The sequence below is a fragment of the Ktedonospora formicarum genome, from assembly GCF_016587355.1.
Taxonomy (GTDB): Bacteria; Chloroflexota; Ktedonobacteria; order Ktedonobacterales; family Ktedonobacteraceae; genus Ktedonobacter; species Ktedonobacter formicarum.
On record NZ_BNJF01000003.1, the window covers coordinates 63,066 to 84,643 of the forward strand.

At 52.4% G+C, this 21,578-nt stretch carries 15 protein-coding genes, 3 tRNA genes and 3 pseudogenes; 9 read left to right on the forward strand and 12 right to left on the reverse strand.

What is annotated here, in order from left to right:
* Window positions 1–121: 121 nt before the first annotated feature.
* From K3T82_RS26560 to K3T82_RS26595, 8 genes are all read right to left on the reverse strand, one after another.
* Window positions 122–1,252, reverse strand: coding sequence for a vWA domain-containing protein (locus K3T82_RS26560; protein WP_220196589.1), 1,131 nt, complete (start codon window positions 1,250–1,252; stop codon window positions 122–124).
* Between the two features lie 418 nt (window positions 1,253–1,670).
* Window positions 1,671–2,669 carry an AAA family ATPase gene (locus tag K3T82_RS26565; protein ID WP_220196590.1) on the reverse strand — a complete coding sequence of 333 codons (999 nt, stop codon included), beginning with the start codon at window positions 2,667–2,669 and terminating at the stop codon, window positions 1,671–1,673.
* Window positions 2,666–4,039, reverse strand: a complete 1,374-nt coding sequence (gene iscB, locus K3T82_RS26570; RefSeq protein ID WP_220196591.1) for an RNA-guided endonuclease IscB — start codon at window positions 4,037–4,039, stop codon at window positions 2,666–2,668. The genes K3T82_RS26565 and iscB overlap by 4 nt, the downstream gene beginning before the upstream one ends.
* Window positions 4,040–4,518: 479 nt before the next feature.
* Window positions 4,519–4,591, reverse strand: a tRNA-Met gene (locus tag K3T82_RS26575).
* A 9-nt stretch (window positions 4,592–4,600) separates the two neighbouring features.
* Window positions 4,601–4,671 (reverse strand) — tRNA-Ala (locus K3T82_RS26580).
* A 136-nt stretch (window positions 4,672–4,807) separates the two neighbouring features.
* Window positions 4,808–6,763: a variant leucine-rich repeat-containing protein gene (locus tag K3T82_RS26585; protein ID WP_220196592.1), complete on the reverse strand. Its 1,956-nt coding sequence runs from the start codon at window positions 6,761–6,763 to the stop codon at window positions 4,808–4,810.
* A gap of 158 nt (window positions 6,764–6,921) precedes the next feature.
* Window positions 6,922–6,993, reverse strand: a tRNA-Cys gene (locus K3T82_RS26590).
* A 111-nt stretch (window positions 6,994–7,104) separates the two neighbouring features.
* A complete protein-coding gene (locus tag K3T82_RS26595) occupies window positions 7,105–8,889 on the reverse strand; it encodes an SDR family NAD(P)-dependent oxidoreductase (protein ID WP_220196593.1) in 1,785 nt (594 codons plus the stop codon).
* Between the two features lie 225 nt (window positions 8,890–9,114).
* Between K3T82_RS26595 and K3T82_RS26600 the strand changes: the two genes are divergently transcribed.
* The 6 genes and pseudogenes from K3T82_RS26600 to K3T82_RS26620 all read left to right on the forward strand — a co-directional run bounded on the left by K3T82_RS26600 (window position 9,115) and on the right by K3T82_RS26620 (window position 13,914).
* Window positions 9,115–9,729 (forward strand): hypothetical protein, encoded by a 615-nt coding sequence (locus K3T82_RS26600; protein ID WP_220196594.1) that lies wholly within the window; start codon window positions 9,115–9,117, stop codon window positions 9,727–9,729.
* A gap of 71 nt (window positions 9,730–9,800) precedes the next feature.
* Entirely contained in the window at window positions 9,801–10,373 is a 573-nt protein-coding gene (locus tag K3T82_RS26605; protein WP_220196595.1) for a TetR/AcrR family transcriptional regulator, read from the forward strand.
* Between the two features lie 319 nt (window positions 10,374–10,692).
* Window positions 10,693–11,675, forward strand: a pseudogene (locus K3T82_RS26610) (SDR family NAD(P)-dependent oxidoreductase).
* A 529-nt stretch (window positions 11,676–12,204) separates the two neighbouring features.
* Window positions 12,205–12,927 (forward strand): ISL3 family transposase, encoded by a 723-nt coding sequence (locus K3T82_RS26615; protein ID WP_220196597.1) that lies wholly within the window; start codon window positions 12,205–12,207, stop codon window positions 12,925–12,927.
* Window positions 12,928–12,990: 63 nt separating this feature from the next.
* Window positions 12,991–13,284: pseudogene (locus K3T82_RS50095) on the forward strand (helix-turn-helix domain-containing protein); the annotation flags it as partial.
* The gene (locus K3T82_RS26620; protein WP_420799353.1) at window positions 13,261–13,914 is read left to right on the forward strand and encodes a transposase; all 654 of its coding nucleotides are present in this window, start codon (window positions 13,261–13,263) and stop codon (window positions 13,912–13,914) included. The pseudogene K3T82_RS50095 and the gene K3T82_RS26620, both read left to right, overlap by 24 nt.
* 11 nt (window positions 13,915–13,925) lie before the next feature.
* Here K3T82_RS26620 and K3T82_RS26625 read toward each other — a convergent pair whose 3' ends face one another.
* The 4 genes from K3T82_RS26625 to K3T82_RS26640 all read right to left on the reverse strand — a co-directional run bounded on the left by K3T82_RS26625 (window position 13,926) and on the right by K3T82_RS26640 (window position 17,311).
* The gene (locus K3T82_RS26625; protein ID WP_220196599.1) at window positions 13,926–14,288 is read right to left on the reverse strand and encodes a hypothetical protein; all 363 of its coding nucleotides are present in this window, start codon (window positions 14,286–14,288) and stop codon (window positions 13,926–13,928) included.
* An 11-nt stretch (window positions 14,289–14,299) separates the two neighbouring features.
* On the reverse strand, window positions 14,300–14,668 hold the full coding sequence (locus tag K3T82_RS26630; protein ID WP_220197479.1) for a class I SAM-dependent methyltransferase: 369 nt from the start codon (window positions 14,666–14,668) through the stop codon (window positions 14,300–14,302).
* Window positions 14,669–15,272: 604 nt separating this feature from the next.
* Window positions 15,273–17,084, reverse strand: coding sequence for a HEAT repeat domain-containing protein (locus tag K3T82_RS26635; RefSeq protein WP_220196600.1), 1,812 nt, complete (start codon window positions 17,082–17,084; stop codon window positions 15,273–15,275).
* Between the two features lie 5 nt (window positions 17,085–17,089).
* A complete protein-coding gene (locus tag K3T82_RS26640; RefSeq protein WP_220196601.1) occupies window positions 17,090–17,311 on the reverse strand; it encodes a variant leucine-rich repeat-containing protein in 222 nt (73 codons plus the stop codon).
* Between the two features lie 352 nt (window positions 17,312–17,663).
* Between K3T82_RS26640 and K3T82_RS26645 the strand changes: the two are divergent.
* From K3T82_RS26645 to K3T82_RS26655, 3 genes and pseudogenes are all read left to right on the forward strand, one after another.
* Window positions 17,664–18,828: pseudogene (locus K3T82_RS26645) on the forward strand (RNA-guided endonuclease InsQ/TnpB family protein).
* A 70-nt stretch (window positions 18,829–18,898) separates the two neighbouring features.
* Window positions 18,899–19,432, forward strand: a complete 534-nt coding sequence (locus K3T82_RS26650; protein ID WP_220196602.1) for a DUF4158 domain-containing protein — start codon at window positions 18,899–18,901, stop codon at window positions 19,430–19,432.
* 377 nt (window positions 19,433–19,809) lie between these two features.
* Window positions 19,810–21,036, forward strand: coding sequence for a HEAT repeat domain-containing protein (locus tag K3T82_RS26655; protein ID WP_220196603.1), 1,227 nt, complete (start codon window positions 19,810–19,812; stop codon window positions 21,034–21,036).
* Window positions 21,037–21,578 lie beyond the last annotated feature (542 nt).

Here is a 21,578-nt window from a genome sequence, read left to right on the forward strand (position 1 = left end):
GATACCCCGTAGCTGTGCGCTAGGGGCTTGTCCCTAGCGCACAGCTACGGGGTATCTGACTTCTCCATTCTACCAAAATGGAAATGTGAGTTAAAGACAGCCATTCAGGCGTGGGGAGTCGTCACATATCAGGAATGAGTCGTACTGCTTCGCCAAAGGGAATCGCACGCATATCCAGGCTACCTGGGGACAGCACCCAGAGTACTGGCAAGGGAGGTGCTTCTGTAGGGAAGGTTCCATAGCCATCCGTACAATAGACACAGACTCGGGGTTGCACCGCATCATGCTCGCCCATAACGGCTCGGAAAAAGGGGCGGAAATCGGTACCACCTCCTCCAATAGGTTGAGGAAACGCACTCTGGAGGGTCAGGGGGTAAGGCCCATAACAGGCAGCATCAGTGTAATACAGAGAGGCTTCAAGATGCGGATAGGTACTCAAGATGCCTCTTACCTCTCCTAAAAATTGGGCAATCTCAGCCGAGCCTATTGAGCCACTGGTATCGACCGCCACGTAGACACGTACCGTCTCTCCCTCCAGTGCCTCCAGGTACAGTCCCTGTCCGACAAAGCGTCTATCAAATCCCTGGAAATCAGTTGGGGTTTGTCCTAGAAAACGCCATAGATATGATCGCCAATCGAGCTGTGCCGGGTTCAGATGGGATATCTCACGTTGTAATCCAGCAGGAACCTTCCCCTGCCCTATCACTTCCGTAAGTGTCTGCGCTTGTTGAAGGGCCTGCCGCCAATATTGCTCAAGTTCAGCATATGGTCGCTTTTCCTGATCAGTTGGGTCAAGCAGGTCAGGCATACCCAAATGTGGATGCCTCTTAAAATGGGATTGCAACTTATGATAGACTTCTTCAACACTCAGATGTTCTAACGACTTTTCGCGTATATGCCCTGCTGGGAGTGCGAACCCTTCTTGGGCAAGCACGATGCCATTGACAACGATATCTGCCGCAATATTCCACAGTTGTGGTTCGCGAGAGCCTCGTCGGGGAACGTGTAACAACGCCGCATGCATGATCTCATGTGCAACGACTCCCAGACGCTCTGGTTCCGTCAAATGGCTCCAGAACTGTTCATTAAAAAAGATGTCGCGTCCATTTGTCGCGGCTGTGGGTATGCTCTCAGTAATAAAGAGGTGGGCGAAGAGCGCAAGCGTGGCGAAGAACGGTGAGCGGATACGTAGTTTGAGGATACTGGCGGTAATCTGTCGTTGTAGCGCATCGCTTTGTTTCTTCTGTGCCATACATTTATCTAAGCGCGCCAGAAGACCCCTGTTCTTCAGACATGGGGATGAATGGCGCTCTCCTTTCCGGTGTTGAAGAGCTCAATGAGAAGAGATCAGCAATCCATTGAAAACGGAAGAGTGTTTGGGCGTTCCACGGTACATCGCTCCCGTGGGGAAAAGCACGAGCGTGTCTCACCAATGTCCACTCTCTTTCCATTGCCAACTCACGAGAACCATGTGAGTTGATGAACGGGGACAAGAACCACGTTCCCACTTGCAATATTGAGAAACTCCCCTGGGGCTCAGGGAAAGTGAATGCCTGTGGAGGCGGTGTAAGACCAAGAGCGTGACAAGTCACTCTGGCGGCAACCTCCAACGAAGCAGGAAAGCTCACACGCGAGGGTGAGAATCCCCTGGCTTGAGCCATGGGGAGATGTCAACCTAGCATCGACATATAGTCGGCGAACATGTGCTGTAAACGCTTGTCACGTTGCACCAGAGTTGCTAGCCGACCCAGTTCGTTGCGCGCTTGTGCCTGCCGGAAGAGATCGGTTGCGAACAGTTGCACCCATTCCGTACCTGCTTTGGTCGCAATCCATTGAAAGGCACAATAACTTTCTTGTATATTTGTGGCACGCATCGTCAGCGCTATGGTAAGCGCATAACGTGTCGATGGCTCTTTGGGAAAATCAATGGTTTCTCCATCCCCCCGAAGAATTGCCATTACGTCAGGTATTTGCTGGTAGAGTTGCGTAAACGAGGCAAATTCTGAAGCCACACCAAGACCTACAACGGTTGCGATATCGAGCCCAACCTGGTAGAGCGTATTCGCGATCATCCAGGAGCGAGGCGAGGGCCAGGCAGGTTGTTGCGGGTCTAGCTTATGTAACAGGGCAGGTCGAAACGAGAGAAATGCCAGCACATGCTCATGAATATCGTTCTTTAGCGCATAGGCTTTAAAGCTCTCGAAATGTGGCTCGACGGTCAGATGAATAAAGCGGTTGGCGAGCGGAGCAGGCATATCAAAGACGGCGGCTCGATCCTCTTTGCGATTGCCGGCAGCCCAGATAAACCAACCATCAGGCACCACATAACCACCTACTCGTCGATCCAGGATCAATTGCTGTGCCATACCTTGCATCGCTGGCGGAGCGAGATTAAGCTCATCAAGAAAGAGAATCCCCCGACCCTCGTGTGGAAGAAATTCCGGTGGATACCAGCGTGAGATACCATTATCGGCCACGGGGAGACCACGTAGATCAGTAGGGGCTAGTTGCGAAAGACGCAGATCGACTATCTCCAAATTATGAGCCTGCGCCGCCTGGGCCACAATACTCGATTTACCGACGCCAGGCGGTCCCCAGATCATTGTGCTCAACAGCAAGCGGTGCTCTACCAGTTTATGGAGAAATTGAGATAAGGCTTCAGGTGTCATCGAACCTCCGCCTCTGGAGCCCCCTGCCCTTTGAGGCGTGGGGAGGAAAGAGGCGTTCCTTCTTGGGGCAATGGGAAGGATGCCCCATACCGATATCCATACCCATCGCTTCGGTGGACGGGCTGGCAAAAACGAGAGCGAATTCCTTGTATGGTCCCTTGCTCCGTCGTGAGATTAAAACTCCCTGTGCTGCGTACAGCCACTCGCCCCACATAGGTACCAACTTTTTTGCCCGATGTGACCACCGCTTTGATCATATCGCCTGTTTGGAAGCCAGAGACCTTCTTGGCTTGTTTGGCACGACCACGTGGAAAGCCATAGCGGTCAACACGGCACATCTGCCGTGATCCATGCCCTGTTGCTGTCATCAACAATGGCACAACCCCTTTCACATGAAGCACCTCAGGCGTCCTCTTGCCAACACAGGCCGCATCGAGCCAATGAGACTTGGGCAACCCTCGTTGCGTTCGATTGTACTTTGTCAACCCTCCAGTGCCGCATTCCACTGGCAAGCCCACCGCTTGAAGCCGTTCCAACAAGGCATAGCGCGTCGCATTGACTGCCGCTGCGTCCTTCAAGGGCCTTTTCGCCTGGGCGAGAAGCCGCGTGAGTACCTCTGGCTTGTTCGCAAGAAACACCTCAATCGGGAAGGTGTCTTTGGCCTTGTTACACGGCTGACATGCGAGGGTGAGATTACTTGCCCGATTGGTGCCACCATTGGCACGTGCCTGGATATGTTCCACTTGAAGCGGAATATCTTGCTTCCCACAGTAGGCGCATGTTCTGTTCCACTTCTCCAATAAAAATGCTCTGACTTCGTAACCTGCCAACTTTCCCTGCTGATACTCAATCCCCGCAATATCGGGATTGTCCAGCAATTGCGGATCGAACTTAACCAGCTCCTGGCTTAGGGCCACAATAGAAGCGTACTGGCACAATCGCCTGACCCAGGTCAGGATATTGGCAAGCCGACTTTCCAGGGAAGTCGGCAACCATCCCGGCTTTCGTCTTCTGTTTTGCCATCGCGATTTTCTGTATCTGGTTTTGCGCTGTCTTCGACCACGACGAAGCGCACGACGACGATCAAGACTGGCTTTAATAGTCTGCCCACGATGGGAGAGTTCAGCGGCAAAGATCACCTTATCATTGGCATCATTCACCAGAGCGATCCCTGTTGTTTTGCTCCCAGGATCGAGTTTGAGCCGCAACGGTTGGACCTCTGGTTTCTCGACCACCCGTTTGAGAACAATCGTAAAGGGGTATCTCCTGTACACGGCGGCTTTCCCACTGCTGAGCAAAAGCCGCGCTCTTGCTGGATGCACCGGGTTTAATGGGTTCTTGTTGTGGTCAAGAACGAACGCGTTGCTCAAATTGAGCCTCTACTTTCGTAGGTAATGTGTGCCTCGTCAAGGTTATGGAGCGGTTTCTTGCAAGCAGCACGTCCTTCACCCTGTGCAGATGTTTAACCACTTGCCGAAGCGGTTGAGGCTGGCAAAGCACCCCAACGCTCCTATGCATTCGCTCCTAACGTAGCCTCTGTTTCAAGGCTCAGATTGGTCAGGTTCAGGCTTGCATGTACAAGCCCCTGCCTTCAGGCCTGTCTTTTACCCACATCTTACTTTCAGGTTTTGTGAAACTACGCAGGAGGCAACTCTCCTGTTGAGCGTTCCACAAACACATGTAGTGCGATTGGCTTGTGAAGCTCCTCCAAAAAGATGTGGGTAAGAAACAGGCCTGAAGGCATGGGGTCCCTGACTTCCACTCTCTAACGGATGTTTCTTGCCAGCCAGGGTATCGACCATCGCTTCAATTGTCGTATGGGGAACAGAGCAGAAGTATCAATCAGGCGTGGAGGCGACCAGGAGTCAAACCTGGTGTCTAAGGGTTATGAGCCCCATGTGCTGACGCTGCACCACGCCCCCACAGACAATATGAGGCGGCTGGGAGTCGAACCCACATCACGCCCTGCCAAGGCGCCTGTTAACCGTTACACTACACCCCATATCGATCGAGCAATGCCCGATTTGTTCACTATAATAGAGAAACTCTTCAATGTCAACGCCTGAGGAAGTCAAGCGCACTGGCCCAGAGAAAGGTAGGAAGTACCGCATCCGCGCATCTCTCATGTGAAGAAGCGATCAAGCGTGAGGCTCTTTTCTGGAACCTGTCCGTTTGGGTCGGCGTTTTGCCAGAGTTGTGCGGGCCGCAGCCCGCACAAAGCGATTTCCATCATGGGTCAGTGCAGCGAGCTCGGTATCTGACGCCTGCTCTTGGAGCGCGGTACGGTAGCGTTCCGGCCAATGAGAGGAGTTCACCGAGGCGGTTGGGACAAGAGCTTCTAGCAAGGCTCCCTGCAAAGTCGACGAGCGACGTGCAAGCCGTAACAAGATCTCATAAAAGTTTCGAGGCAAGCTTGAGGTTTCAAGATGTTTTTGGAGCTCTTTGATAAAAAGGTCTCTAAAGGGACGCCGATGAGCGCGCATGAGAGTCGGATGACTTGCGACTCTTCGCCACAGTTCCATATCATCTGTCGCAATAATGCGCTCGATGATATCCAGTGGTGTATGCGGATTTGCTGCTAATGCATACCAGACTGCCCGCTGTGATTGATGTGCAAGCTCTCTTACAACAGCGATAGGGGTATGCTTGTTGCCTGCGACTGCACTCCGTACATCATCATCGCTAACCTGTGCCAGGCGAGTCAGCAATGCAGGGGTTGCATTTGGATTACGCGCAATTGCAGCCCAGACGTGTCTATCGTTGTGTTGCAGCAGTGTTTCCAGGAGCGAGAGTGGCGTTCGCGGGTTAGCCGCGAGGCGCCTGTACATTGTGGAATGTGGATAGAGATCAGTTGCAATTTGTGCAAGAATGTGGGGAGGTGTTTGGGCGTTTCCTGCGAGCGCAGCATGTATGACCTTTGAGGATTGCTTCTGTAGTTCAGTCATCAGAGCTCTGGAGATGCGAGGGTTGCTAGCGGCAGCAGCCTGTACCTCTATTTCAGTGTCATGGGCCAGAACTGTCAGCACTTCCAGAGAGGCATGGGCGTTACAAGCCAGCGCGGCTCGTACCAGCACTTCGGTGTCCGCAGCAAGGAACGCAAAGGTGGCAGCGTTCAACTGAGGGCGTGAGGCAATGGCTGCGCGAACAGGAGCGGCAGAGTCAAGCGCGATGATTTCCAGTTCATCGGGCGTCAGGTGAGGATGAAATGCGGCAGCGCGGCGGACAGAGTCGTCGCTATCACTTGCCAGTTGCTGTAGGAGCGTATGTGGGACACGGGGATTGCTGGCGACACCGCGACGAATCGCAGGATTCTCATGCCTCGCAAGCGTTGTAAGTCTGCCAGGAGGGGTCCGTCTATGGCGAGCGGCCTTTCCTTGAAGTGTGTCATCTTGTGAGCGCGCAAAGAAGGATAGGACTATTTCGGAAAGCTCCTGATCAGGGAGAGCAAGGATTTGTGGGTCTTTGCTGATATGACGACGAAGATAGTCGTTTGACCAGTCGAGCTTTGTCACTTCATCTGGAAAGGCCAGTGAAAAAAGCGCAAAGAGATGGATGTTTATCTGAGTATAACTTCGGTAGTGATGATATTCGCCTAGCGCTCCCAGAGCCTGGTGGCGCCATGCTCCAGTCGCCTCGCCAGCCAATGCGACATGTGATTTTGCGGTTACCTTGATTTCGTCGCCATAACGGATACCCACAATGTTTTCCTGAGTGAGGAGTTGTAACCAGTAGGAAGGGAGATCCTCAAACAGGAGCAGACGTTTCCAGGTCTCCCTGGGAGCGGCTTTCATAAAGTTGGGTTGGGTCAGGGTCAAGAGCGGAATAACAGGATTGTCAAGAAACTCACGGGGAAACTGCTGGGCAAGGTCCAGTAGAAGTGGTAGCGGTGTATTGGGATTTTGTGTTACTGCCCGACGAATGAGAGGATCTTTTGCCCGCCCCAGTTGTTTTAACGTGGCTGGGGGAGTAGAGGGATTGCTTGCCACAATTGATTGGAGCCCGCGCTCATGAGCGAGTTCCGCTAATCTTCTTGAGGCGGTATTGGGATCAGTAGCTTCACTCACATGTGGATGTAGACGTCCCTCATTGTCCATATCGAATCGAACCTTCTCGCTTTGAAAGCTTTTTCTAGAAGCATCGAAGCATCAGCATTCCCTGACGCAAGCCATCCTTGAAGAAAAATGGAGGCGACCAGGAGTCGAACCTGGTGCCTCGATGTATGCTGACGCTACACCACGCCCCCACATACAACGTGAGGTAGCAAGGAGTCGAACCTGCGCTTCTGCCTTTGCATGGCAGTGTGCTGCCACTGCACTATGCCCCACATCGATCAGGCAGCGCCCGATTTGCTCACTATAGTATAGGCAAACGTCGCTGTCAATCTCCTGATCCAACGAGCATGTGTCGTAGTGCATATGTCCTTTATGATGATGCGCTACCACGCGACTGGACGGTAGTCTTTATAGAACTGACCATAGGGTGGCTTCCCCATGCTCAGGCTCATGAAGATGGGATCACAAACGCGTGCGGCGGCATCGACCATGTCGAGCGGCATCAGGCGTAGCATATCCTTCCGGGTTGCCGGATCCGTAATAGGGGCTTGCTGTGAGACCCAACCCGGATCAACATTGTTCATAAAAATGTTGTCACGTGCAAGATCGGCGGCTGTGCTATGAGTGAGCATATTAAGCGCCGCTTTAGCCATATTGGTATGTGGGTGTGTACCGAGTTTCTCCTGGGCAAATTGCCCTTCTGCTGCAGACACATTCACGATAAAGCGTTGTGGGAAGGGGCTACGCCGTAAGAGTGGGCGTAACTGACTGATCAACAGGAATGGTGCGGTGACATTGATCACCTGTACCTCCAGGAATTCGGTGAGGCTGATTTCGTCGATACCCTGATTCCAGCTATTTTGAGGCCGCAAGTCGATCTGTTGTTGATGTTCATCATAATGGCCCGGTGGGAAAAGAGACGCAGTATTTGCGGCATATACATCATGAGTCGCGGATATGTGCGGTGTAGCATCTATCGATCCCTGCCCTTCAGATAACGCGAATGGAACATGATGAACTACTGGATGTAATTGCTTTATTAAAGCCTGCTGTTCTGGTGGTAGAGCTGAGAGTGAAGCTTGCTCGTTCGCGAGAAGGGTGGCGTAATAAGCGGGGGGACGCCATACCGTTTGCGCCGCGTTGTTGATCAGGGTATCCAGGCCGAGATTTGTCGTGTGGAGATGAGCGATAAAGTGTTCCAGCACTGGAAGATAGCGAAAATCAAGCCCATAGATCTGAAGTTTGTCACGCCATACGTCGAAGTCTGGTTCGCTACTATAGCGGCGGGCCGCATCACAAGGGAAACGCGTAGTGGCTATGACGTGCGCACCAGCGCGTAGCAGGCGCACCGCAGTGGCATAACCGATTTTTACGCGAGCACCAGTTACTAACGCAACGCGTCCCGCAAGATTGGCTCGTATTGCTCGCTTTTGATAATTGAGGTCGCCACAACGGAGGCATAAGTGCTCATAGAAAAAATGGCGACGTGCGAATTTTTGTTTACAGATGTAGCAAGGATGTGGCCTGGTCAGGTTCGGTTCGCGCGCTATATTGATGGTGGTTTGCTCAAATGTATCTCCATGGAGGAGAGGGGTCGTGTAGGAAAGATTATAGGTCTGCGCGATGAGATAGTCGGGGCGGAGCGCGGCATCCTGGCGTTTAAGTATGGCATCAAGGGTAAGGCAAAGTTTTTCCTGATCCCGTGTCTGAATGTCGGTGAGGCTTTGAAACGCCAGAATACCAAGCGGGAAGAGTTTTTTGGCAATACGGGTGGCTTTCGTTGCAGTCTGCGTTGTATGCTTCTGAGACGCTGGTCGCAGCATTTTGACACTGGCAATTCCTTGCAAGAGCGTATGAAGTGCAGACGTATCAAGTTCATTTGCCAGCAGGATTACGAGTAGTGCCTGGCGTATATCATACATGGGCGCGCCAGCGCACCACGGACCAGGCGTGATGGTCTTATCATAGACAATGATGTCGATAGGATGAGATCGCTGCTCGTGTATATTTGCCAGCAAGCCAGTGCCGATGCCATAACTTGTCGGTAAGAGACGCGTGAGTGCTGCCTGAACGTCCTGCTGTAGAAGGCACCTATTATCTCGGGGCATAGAAAGGTGGTGACGTAGACAGGAGAGAATTTCGGGCAAGTGTTGACGAATATCAGTCATATGTCTATGCTCATTCCAGCTCAGGCTTGTAGAAAGTTGATCCTCACGATATGCGTAGCGATGAAGGGTGAGTACCATTGATGAGTGCCCTAACAGCTTTACAACACTAGCATGCGAAAGGAAGTATGTCAATGTATTCAATAAAAATGAAGTTCCCAAAACTACATTGATCTGGGATAGGTACATACAGAAGAACGTCGCCAAAGGGTCTTGAAGGACTGGCTGGTGGACGCAGTGGCAGCAACACTTATCCAGAACGGGACCAGTCTGACCGAAGCGGTCCTGACGCAAACGATGCCACATCCGGCCAGACGGTTCAGTCTGGAAATGGAAGCGCGGGCGGGCGAACATAGCATCGCCCGCCACGATAGCGAGAGCGCCAAACAATTCCAGGCTCTGGTAAAAAAGCCGACCAACGTAGCAAAGGAAAAGGCAAAACAAGCAGCCGGAAACGGATCTAGGGTGCCTCATGCTGACCAAGCCGACCAGATGAAGGCATCCTCTACTGTAACGGTACTCCCCATGCCGCAAGTGACCCCCAAACCGACCAAACTTCGTGTGGGGCAACGTGCGCCAGAACGTGATCCTGTTGGAAATACTCCTTCTCCGGCACAGAAATCCGTCGGATGTTCCTTTACCGAAGTTATCTCAGTAACACGTGCTCAAACAGAAGAAGCGGGGGTCTCGCGCTTTGAATGTCCAACCTGTCTAGCAACGAGAACTATTCCTTTCACCGAGGGAAGTGTGAAGTTTCCCTGGCATCCAAAGCGCACCACAGTTACTCCTAACCACGGCTTACGTTGGGTCAAGCGAGAAATCTGGCGGCTCTCTGAAAAGTAGAGAGAGCGGCAGCCTTGACACACCTGCTACAATGAGTATGTACTCAGTCATTATTCAATTGGTGAGAGTGTATGGCAAGACTAAAAAGTCCAGAGAAACGCGACGCTCTCCTTGCGGCAGCCGTTCAGGTGATCGCTGAGCAAGGTTTGAGTGTCCCTACCTCTAAAATCGCCAAAGTAGCCGGAGTCTCAGAAGGATCACTCTTCACCTACTTTGAAACCAAGGAGACACTACTCAATGAATTGTATTTGGAATTGAAGGCCGAAGTGCGAGCAAACATGCTCGACACCTATCCCGCCCATGCAAGCTTAGAGGTCCGTGCTCGTTACATTTGGGACATGTATGTGAGATTTGGCATTGCCCATCCTGATAAATACAAAGTCATCACCCAATTGAGCGTTTCGGATTCCGTTAGGGAACAGACCAAACGCCTGAGTATGGAAGGATACGAAACTCTTCATGCAATGGTTCAAGAGATGTTTGCCTATGGTGCTCTCAAGGATCAGCCCTATGCATTTGGCACAGCCTTACTCCTCTCTCTCATGAATATGACGATTGAGTTCATTGCACTCCATCCTTCAGAGGCCGATCGTTTTTGGGATGCTGGATTTACCGCTTTCTGGAATGCAGTGACAGGGCCCTAAAAATTTTCCTGTTAAATGAGTATGTAAGCGCTCATTTAGGAAACAAATGATTGCCAGACGTTGTCTGACTATCGGTTCTGAGTTTGAGAAAGGAAGGTAAGTATGGCACTCATTACCACACGGTTTGGTCTACTGATCTGACTCCAACTCTCATGATCATGCCATTCGCCTGTTCAGGTATGATGCCCCTGACTTTTTGGTTCTCTTCGTCACCTGTAGATGAGATCGTGCCAGGGCAAATGGTGTGTGTGTTATCAATCACGACTCCCCACCCTTCCGGTACAATCACAAACACTCATGCTTCTTTCAAGAGGTTTTCATGACAACACCCAATTCACTCATCACAACCCGCTTCAACGCCACAAGCACCGCTGAGGACGTCGTGGCTGGTCTCAACCTCACCAGTGTCCGTGCCATCGTCACCGGAGCCTCGTCTGGCATCGGCCTTGAGACCGCTCGCGCACTCGCCGGTGCTGGCGCGGAAGTCACCCTCGCAGTCCGCAATACCGACGCTGGCGCGAAGGTAGCTGAGGACATTGCGAAGTCAACCAGGAATGAGCGTGTGCACGTCACCGCTCTGGACCTTGCCAATCAAGCCTCAGTAGCCAACTTTGTCCAGAACTGGAACGGCCCGCTACATCTGCTGATCAACAATGCAGGGGTCATTCCGAGCACTCTATCCCGAACTGCTGAAGGCTGGGAACTGCAGTTCGCCACCAATTACCTTGGCCACTTCACCCTGAGCCTCGGATTGCATGACGCCCTCGCCGTTGGTGCCCGCGAACGGGGCGGGGCACGTATCGTCTCAGTCAGCTCCACGGCACATATGAGATCACCGGTCGTGTTCGACGACATCCACTTTGAACGACGCGAGTACGACCCGCAGGCGGCCTACGCGCAGTCCAAGACCGCCGACTCGTTATTCGCGGTCGAAGCCACGCGCCGCTGGGCCGCTGACGGCATCGTCGCCAACGCTGTCAACCCCGGCGGTGTCGCCACCGGGTTGCAAAGAGACTTCACACAGAAACAAAAAGATTACTTGGCCGCCGCCGAGGCCGCCGGAGTCTTCGTCTACAAGACTGTCGAGCAAGGCGCAGCTACTACCCTCGTCGCGGCAGTTGCCCCGAATTCGCCCACACCGGCGGGCACTATCTTACCGACGGCCAGGAGGCCCACACGGTGCCTAACGACGCCGACTTGTTCAAAAATGGCGACGGCGTCAAGCAGTGGGCGATTGACCCGGACACCGCACAGAAACTGTGGACGGTCTCGCTCGAACTCATCGGCCAACCCGCCGCGTAAGGCGAATCGAATCCGCGTTGCGGGGGTTAAAACAAGTTTCTTGAAGAGTGGACAAAGAGTTCTTTCTGTTGACATCTGTTGCTCTTGCATTCGTATCTCGTTTCTGCTAGAATTCCTCCTTGTACGGTGAGTGACACCGGAATGTACGCCTGTGGAGATCCTGTAAGACCTGGTAGATCCAGGCAGGTTGTTCGTTGAAGCAGGAACCGAACGCCAGATAGGGCTTGTCCCTCTTTGGGTCAGTTTCGGATAACGGATGCGTGTCCCTATCGGAGACAGGCCCAGGATACGTGAGAAAACTACTCAAAGTGAGAGATTTTTTCACGTATCCTGGGCCTGTCTCCGATTTGCTTCTCGTCACCGTTTGCAACAGCCCGAAAAGGACGCCATTTTATGCTTACTTCTGTTACAGTACATGTATTGAGAAGTAATGATATACTCTTTGTGAAAAATGCTGCTCTCTAGTGTTCACGAGGAACTGGTGATGGAAGGGTTGCCTCTCTTGTCTCTTCCGGAAGGACTATGCATTATGCAGATCCAAGAGGAAACAACAGCACTCACCATTTCGGTGGCAAGCACTCGTCCTTGTTCACGCTGCCCTCTCTGTGCTCAAGCATCCACTTCGGTTCATAACCATTACAGCAGAACCGTGCGAGATGTGCCTTGTGGAGGCCGTAACGTTCGTTTGCACCTGGCAGTGCGCAAATTCTTTTGTCGCAATTCTGCTTGCCAGCGGAAGATCTTCACAGAGCGTCTGCCTACGTTCGTGGAACCCTGGGCGCAGATGACGCTTCGTTTGATTGCTGCAATCCAAGCTATTGGTCTCTCCACTTCGGGAAGATTGGGAGCGCGACTAGCAACGCGTCTGGGCATTTCCACCTCATGGATGACTCTCGTGCGACGCATCATGGATCTTCCCACCCCTAGCGCCGGTTTGGTCACTGCTTTAGGAATTGACGACTTTTCGTTTCGCCGAGGACGCAGGTTCGGCACGATTCTTGTCGATTTAAGTTCCCACCAAGTGATCGATTTACTTGACGAACGCTCGACGGAAACCGCCGCCAAGTGGATGCGCCAGCACCCGGAAATTGAGTACGTGAGTCGAGATCGAGGCAATGACTATACACGAGCAGCCCGTGAAGGAGCTCCCCAGGCAGTTCCCGTCGCGGATCGCTTTCACTTAATGAAGAACTTAGTAGAGGCTATTGAACCACTAATTGCTCGCAGTTACAAAGAGCTGCGCTTTGCGTAGCTCCCCCTTCACGCACCTTCCGTTCTCTCAGCTAATGAGAGGTCGCAAGCCGCTGATACAGAGGTGGAGCGCCAGCGCGTAGCGCGGCAGGCTAACAAACAAGAGCGGTTTGAACAGGTCAAAGCCTCCCTCTCACACGGCATTTCTCCCAAAGAGATCGCCCAAAGGCTCGCAATGCCAGTACGCACGGTGTATCGCTGGCAAAAGCGAGAGGTATGTCCTGCGCATCGTCCTCAGCGTAAACTACAAACCGACAAACAAGAGCGTCTTGAACAGGCCAGAGCCTTGCGGCTACGTGGCCTTTCCCACAAAGAAATTGCTGGTCGGCTCGCAATAGGAGTACGGACGGTACAGCGCTGGCTTCGGCAACCTGATGGCACAACTAACCAGCCACAACGCAAACGTCGGAGCATCTTTGATCCCTATGCTCCCTACGTTCTCTCCCGATGGCAGCAAGGCTGTCGAGAGAGCAGGTTTATCTTTCAAGAAATCCAGAAACAGGGTTTTAAAGGATCCATACGTACCGTCTACCGTTTCATCCACACACTGCGCCAAGGGCCAGTCGAGCTTCCCGCGCCCTCTGTGTTAGATCGAGTATCCGTACAGGAAGCTCTCTGGTTGATTGTTCGCCCATTTGACGATTTGGAGCTAGACGAACGTCGCAATCTCCTAGAGTTGTGCCAGACCCGTTCCCAACTCTCGATGCTGCATCCCCTGGTCCAAGCTTTTGGGCAGATCGTTCGCAAACGTGAAGGACATCGATTAGAAGACTGGAAGCAACACGTAGCCGAGAGTGGGATCTCCGAAGTGCAACGTTTTGTAGCGGGACTGGAACGAGACCAAGAAGCGGTGCTCGCCGGGCTCACCCTGGTTTACTCTAATGGTCAGGTGGAGGGTCAAGTCAACAAGCTCAAACTGCTCAAAAGAACCATGTATGGTAGAGCCGGATTTCCTTTGCTTCGGCAACGCGTGCTCCATGCCCTCTAACGAAAGGGATGTCACGCTCCCTTTCGTTTGCGTAAGCGGAAGGCAATAAAGGCAGGCTGCTCCATGAGCTCACGATAGGTCTCAGGATCGATCTCTGCCGCTGCTGGTTCAGGTTGCGGCTCAAGCAGTTGGTCGATAAAAAAACCTGCCTGAGCAAACTCATCACAAAGGGTGGTCAAGGAAACCCGCCAAAAAGGCATCTGGAAGGCTTCGGATGAGCTGTTGTACCACGTGTCTTGGACGAGTTCGGTCGCAAAGTACGATCCACCATGTTGCTTCCAATCCGCAAAGGGATGCGATGTGGACACGATCAATGAACCGTCAGCCGTCAAGACACGTGCCACCTCACGGAGTGCTGCTACGCGTGCCGTCACATGATGAAGCATCAGTGGGCCACGGCAATGTCAAAAGATGCATCAGCAGCGAAAGGAAGCGGTTGGGAGATATCATGCTGATAGAACGTTCCACGATCTCCAACGCGCAGCCTTGCTCGTTCAATCATCTCACCGCTGATGTCGAATCCAACGACCTGTGCCCCACGCTCAATGAGCCAGGCCGCATACAACCCAGGTCCACACCCAATGTCCAAGACCCTTTTGCCCTGTACGGGTGGGAGCAGACTCAGCACCGCTGGCCGATCATAGTGAGCGTTGTATACACTCTGAGTCGCGTGACTCTCGAAGTCCTGAGCTATAGAGTCGTAAATGGAAGAGACAGAAGTAATGTCGGGGTACTCATAGATCCCTCTTTCTATTCTTGTGTCATGCTCCTGAAAATCAACGCTCTATTCTACGATTTTGAAGGAGTTCATGCAAGTAATATATTTTTGTTCACATCCTTCTTTTCATCTGAAAGGAGAATAAGCAAGCGGGTGGATTCACCAAAGCTGTGTATGACCCAATTTACCTGAGAAATGACAATCTCATGTGCGCATTCTTTGTTTTTTCTAGAAATTTCTTTTGATTCTTTTTCCTCTTTTATTTCTAATCCCTTATATCACTTGTTTCCTTTTTTCTGCTTCTTCAAGATGAGACCGAGGATTTTTTGCTCATCGATATCTTCGTAAACTCAACAAGGATTTTTTCAACAGGCTGGTTCGTTAAACGAAATAGTTTTCACCAAAACCGCCACAGGAAGCCCCTGACTTTTCTACACATTTTTCAAGGTCATCCAGAGCAAGCCTGATAAGAGGCCCAACGAGATTCACTACGGTTCTCTTGAATGACCTTGAGCTCATCCTCCGGAATCGTCTTGGCAAGCGACACCAGCGCTATTCACTAAAAATAGGTAGAAAAGTCAGCCCTAAAGGGCTGGGGTCACTGACTCAAAGACACAAGATGCGATGCCAGAACATTCCATCATTCTGAAGATGCGGACTCTCCCATATGAGCCGCTTTGGCTCTGGCGATGGCTCGCACATAGCGGTTGCCATCCTGACTCAAGCATTGTCTGGTTAGCTCAGAAGTTTGCTCATGAGATGCAACCAGGAAACGGACTTTCCACTTGGGAGCAAGTGCCAGCTTCTGTAACACCTCAGGAGAAAGCAGGTTGAACCCGGTGTCGGGCTGTCCCACCCACCACGAATAGGGGTGGCTTTCATACAGTTCACCCATGGTTGAAACATCCCACTCCGTCGCCAGAACGGTGAGGATGGCTCTGCGAACCAGTGTTGAACCTTTGAGAAGAGCCAGCGTCAATATCTGCTGCTCAGGGGAGTCCTCTTTGATCGCCGGATAGTCTACCCGCTTTGTGCGAAAGAGATCCTTGAGGATGGTGCCCACCTCCTCCCGATCAAGGTGTTCCCCAAGCTCGACTTGTAATCGGGAAACAAAGGTTGCACTCCATCTGGTTGGGCCGTGCTGTGTCTTCTGAGCCAGGGTCTGTAACACCTCAAAAGGCGTCTGGATGTTTTGGGCAAGCGCCTCCAGCCCCCAACGCTTCAGCCCCTCAAACTCATGCTGAGCCAATGTCCGCAACACGTCGACAGGCGTTTGCCAGTTGCCAGCGACGGCTATTTGCACAAAGGGATCGCGATCCTGGCACATCTGGCTCAGGATCTCCGGGGGGGTTTGGGGATGCTCGGCGATAACCCTTCGCACGTTTTGGTCTTCGTGCTGAGCATGTCTGCGTAAGAGAGACACCGATACCCGCAGATTGCCAACCACGTTCATCTTGAAGTGGATTTCACCGAGGGTTTCGCCAAGGGTTTCGCCCTTCATCAGGGCTTCGAGAAGCGCAGCTGGAGCCAGCTCATTTTCCGCCACTGCCACTCTCACTTCGAGACTTTTATCCCAGGCCAGGATCCATAGGACATCGGCGGATGTCTGCGGATGGGAGGCAACCCTTCTGCGTACCGCCTCATCGCGATCCTGAGCCAGCATTCCTAAGATATCGGCAGAAGTCCGGGGATGAGAGGCAACCTGTCTGCGAATCTCCTCATCACGATCCTGAGCCATGCGTGCCAGGATCTCTGTGGGGAGTTGCTTGTTTTTGAGCAGTGCCTCGCGCACGAACCGTTCTCGATCCTGCGCCAGCACATACAAGGTCTCCACGGGAACGTGCTCGTTTTCGGCGACGCGAGACCTCGTGGAGGCGTCTGCATGACGGCTCAATGAGACCAGGACCTCCACGGGTGTTCGCTGGTTGCAAGCAAGTTCTCTGCGCACATCCCAGGCGAGATCCTGGACCATACTTGCCAGGATCTCTGTGGGCACTCGTGTGGAACTGGCTATCAGCGTGCGTATCTGTGTCTGGGGATGGCAAGCCAGCCACCAGAGGGTTTCCTCTCTGGCTATTTCCAAAGCGTTCTCGGACTGACTTAGGGAGACAGATGTAGGAGCAGCGAGCAGAGCCGAAGCCTGGCGCTCCTCAAGAACCAGAAGCTCGATCAGAGGAAGCAGGGTTGGGGCGCTTTCTGCCTGGAGCGCACGCCAGAAATCGTCCACCTCACCATTACACTGGATATGCAGACGGAGCATCTCAGTGTCTGCATATCCTGGCTGCTTGCAGAACCAGTCCCACCAGGGTGGAGGAAGCGGGGCTGCACGCAGGAGCCCTTCCCAAAACAGATGGTCAGTTGGACGGTTTGTTGGCATCAGTTCTGGGTGAGCCAGCAGGTACAGAAACACGACTGGATTGTGCAGAAACTCCTGGGGAAACTGCCAGGCCAACTTTCTCAGGTACTTCCAGGGGTATTGGGATTGCTGGTGACGTTCTTGCGCACCGCTTCATCCTGATCCTGGGCCAGGCGCTGTAACAGGTGAGGGGGCGCAGCAGGGTTGCCCGCCACCAGAATACGCAGATCGGCATCTGCACTCAAGGTTTTTAATCGTCGTGCATTCGTTGCTGGATTGCTGGCCTCTGCTCGACGCTGCTCTTTACTGTCTTGCTCCATCATGGAAGTGACCTCCTTCTTGGAACCTATGTGGGCCTGTGCGGCAACAATGGCAGACCCAGCCTGGATTATAGCAGAGAAAAAGGGAGCGATTTGCTCTGTTTGGACCAAAAAGTCCTCGCCGGCCGCAGCCTCTTGTAAAAGTCCGCGATAAACTCATCAGTAGAGAGGCTGGTATGACTTTCTCATTTTCTGAGAAGCTCAACCAATTAGCAAAAGAGAATGCAACTGTTACCGAAAAAATAGGAAAAAGGGATCAATCATGTGCAAGGGCCACGCTTTCGGGCTGCTTGACAGATGAGAACATTTGCTCTTCAATAATGAAACCAACAGGCAGGAGAAAGAGCAGAACCGCATGATTCGCGCCCATAAGATCAGACTGCATCCCACCTCAGAACAGGCCAACGCCCTTGCACGCGCCGCAGAGGTGGCTCGCTTCGTGTGGAATTGGGCGCTCGCCGAGTGGAATCGGCAATACGAAGCCCAGGAGCAACCAACTGCCCTCAAGCTCAAGAAGCAATTCAACGCGATCCGACGAGCATCCTTCCCCTGGACCTGGGATGTGACCAAGAACGCCTCTGACCAGCCCTTTCTCGATGTGGGCAAAGCCTTTACGGCGTTCTTCGAGGGGAAGGCTCACCGCCCGAAGTTCAAGAGCAAGAAACGCAGCAAGCCGAGTTTCTATCTCGCCAACGACCAATGCAAGATCAGGGATCATCGTCTCTGGGTTCCTAAGCTCGGCTGGGTCAATATGGCCGAGCATCTGCGCTTTCAGGGAAGAGTCCTCGGGGCACGCATCACCAGAACCGCCGAGTGGTGGTTTGTTTCCATCCAGGTCGAACTCCCGGACTCGATCCCAATGGAGAAAGCGGCAGCGGTGGGCATCGATGTTGGACTCAACCGTCTGGCAACCTTGAGTACGGGAGAGCAAGTCGAGAACCAAGCCTTTCTCACAACCACGCTCAAGAAGCTGCGCCAAGCCAACAAACGCCTGCATCGCCGGAAGGTGGGATCGCGCGAATCGGGACAAAGCGCGCAGAAAGGTGGCACGCCTGCACGACCAGATCGTGTGCTTGCGCCAGGATGTCCTTCAGAAGCTCACAACCAGGCTGGCAGAGAGTTACGGGATCATCGGGGTGGAGAGCCTGCACCTCAAGGGATTGCTCAAAAACCGACGCCTGGCTCGCGCGTTCTCCGACGCTTCGCTAGGCACGCTCGTGCGTCTGCTGGAAGCCAAAGCCACTCAACAAGGTGGACAGGTGATCAAGGTCGACCGTTTCTTTCCTTCCAGTAAGACCTGCCACGGCTGTGGATGGACCTGGGATGAGATGAGCCTCAAGGATCGCATCTTTGTGTGTCAGAATCCCTCCTGCTCGTATGTTCATGTTCCCCAGGATCGCGATCACAATGCTGGACACAATGTCTTGCAAGAAGCCCTTCGCCTGATCGGGCTCGTTGATCAAGCCGTCTCCGGTACTGGCTCGGACGAAGACGCAAACTTGGCTGTGGACGCGGGATAAGACCAAAAAGACCAGCTGGTCTTGAGGCACCTACGGAGGAAGCAGCAACAACAAAAGATGGAGGAAGGCGATGCTTGCAGACGTTTTCCCACATTCATTGGAGCAGGAATCCGCACAAGCCATGCCCGTTGATTATCTCACAAAGGAACAAGAGCAACGCTATGGACGCTACATTGGCGAACCAACACCTGAGCAGCTCGCTCGCTATTTTCATCTGAACGACGAAGATCGCCGGCTCATAGCCGAGCGACGTGGAGACCACAATAGGCTGGGTTTTACCGTGCAAATTGGGACACTCAGATTCTTGGGAACATTTCTTTCAAACCCGGTGAATATCCCGGTGGGCGTCATTGCATATATAGCCTCCCAGCTTCGTCTTGCCAATCCGCAGTGTACTGTTCGCTATGCGGAACACATCCAGACCCAGCAAGATCATGCCCAGGAAATCCGCCAACACTATGGCTACAAGGAGTTTTCTGACAGCCTTGGAGGATTTGCTTTGATGCGTTTTCTCTATGCGCGGGCCTGGGTTGGCACTGAGCGCCCCAGCGTGCTTTTTGATCTGACCGGGGCCTTCGGGGTTTGCCCAGCAGTATACCCTTGAACAAGTGCTGCATCTTCCTCCGGGCTTCAAGGCGACGCTCTCTCCCTGACCTTGTATGTTCTTCCTTTTCCCTCTTGCAATCTTGCATCAAATATTTTGGTATCAAAAATGTCCTTTTTAAGGTGTCCCTCTTCGCCTTCTAAAGAGAAGGTCACTCTTTGTGCCTTCTCGAAAAAATATCTCACATGAGAAGAAAGAAAAAGCATGTCTCCTTTCAACTGGCAGCCTTCTCTATGAGTAAATATTCAAACATCTTGGATGAGAAATACATAGAAGAAACATGATAACATTCAAGAGGAATTGATGTTCAATTTTCATGTTTTACAAAAGAGTATAGTTGAAAACAACTATTGACTCATTAAAAGCGGGTAACGCATATGTCAATACCATTCGAAAAAGATAAAGATAGCGCGGCCATTAAGTCCTGGTGCGATGCTTTAACTGATAGAGATCTAGAAGTGAGAGTAGCAGCTGCTCGCGCACTCGCTCGCCAAGGGGAACTGGCCAGAGTCCTCTTCTCGGAGAGTACTGCATCGGTACGAATCGAAGCTATCATGGCAGTCACTAGCAAGAAGCCGTCACTGCCAGCTTTGATTACGGCTTTGCAAGATACAGTGAGTCAGGGAAGCGTTGCTCGCGCTCGCATTGCTGCTGCAAACCAACTCGCTTCCTTGGGGGATGAGACGGCTATTGCTCCTTTACTGGCGGCTGCTCATGACCCAAACCCCAGAGTACGTGAGAAGATGGCCCAAGCGCTCCACAGACTCGTCCATCGGCTCAATACCCAGAAAAACCGTATTCTGTTCATATTCTGGGTTGATAGGCTTGTTTCTTCTCTCAAAGACGATTTACTTTATGAAACCTCGCTCTCCGTTCTGGTCAAAATTGAACGAGGAGAACTCTCAGGGACAACCATCAAACCATTGGTAGAGCTATTGCATAGTCAGGGTGCAAGTGCAAGCGAGAGGGAACACATTGTGGATTTGTTAGGAGAGTCGGGGCAACAAGCAGCCGTTGAACCATTGTGTACCGCATTACAGGATAATCATCCAGACATACGCATGAAGGCGGCTTATGCCCTAGGAAAACTGGGGGAGAGGGCTGCCACGAAACCTTTGTGTGCGGCTTTACAGGATACAGCATCAAAGGTGTGCAAGGCGGCTCTATGGGCATTGGCTCAATTGGAAGATCAAGCGGCAACTGGGCCTTTAGTAGATTTTTTATATCGTAGTAGTAATGTTTACGAGTTTGAGCGCATTGCCTATGATGTCCTTCCTGTTCTAAGAGCACTGGGAGATACGACAGCTTCCGGACTCATCCTCGACTGTATCATCAAATACTTCCCTTCCCGATCAAACTGGGATGACCTTTCCAATAGTTACTATTGGGCGAACGATTACATGCAACGCACATGGGATTATGAACACCCGGAAGAAGATCCTGGTGTGTACCTGACAAGGCTCCTACCAGAGACGCTCATTGCCCTCTGTGACGAGAAGACATTTCAGCGCCTTCTCGCTATGACACAGGATCCTTCATACAGTGATTTCCTACGCAACTACCTAGAGCGCTACATCTCCGTTTTGAGCCAAAGATTTGGCTGAAGAGATGAGAGCCTCGTCAACAAACGTGCACCCAAGCGCAACAAAGCAACACCGCAAGCGAGGATGAGGTCTTCTTTGTCCCCAAACGACGCGTCACGCCCCAACTCCATGCCTTTCTCACAACCCTGGCGAGCTTGCGTGAACGGGGGCAGCCCATCCCTGATGCCTTAGCCCAGGTTCTCCCTGCCGAGGTCATCTCCCTGCTCCTGCAGGGCGTCTCACTTCCTGACCTCCCGCACCAGTCTCACAAGGTCATCTTCCATATCGTGCAGCTGGGACCCTCTGTGCGCTCTCGCTGGCGCGAAGACGCTCACATGCGATCCTTACGCGATGGCGTTTGCTACTCAATGAAAATGCAGAATTTCTGGCTCTTATCAGGACTGGCAGGAACCGCTAGAGAAGATCTTTCGAGCAGATTGACCAGGAAATGTCCGATCTCTGTCCTGGTCAATGGAGCGCTTGCCTTATATACTGATTGAGAAGAAGCCTTTGTTATGCGATCGCCACAAAACGTGCACAAACGGCGTCTTTTATGGCAGCTC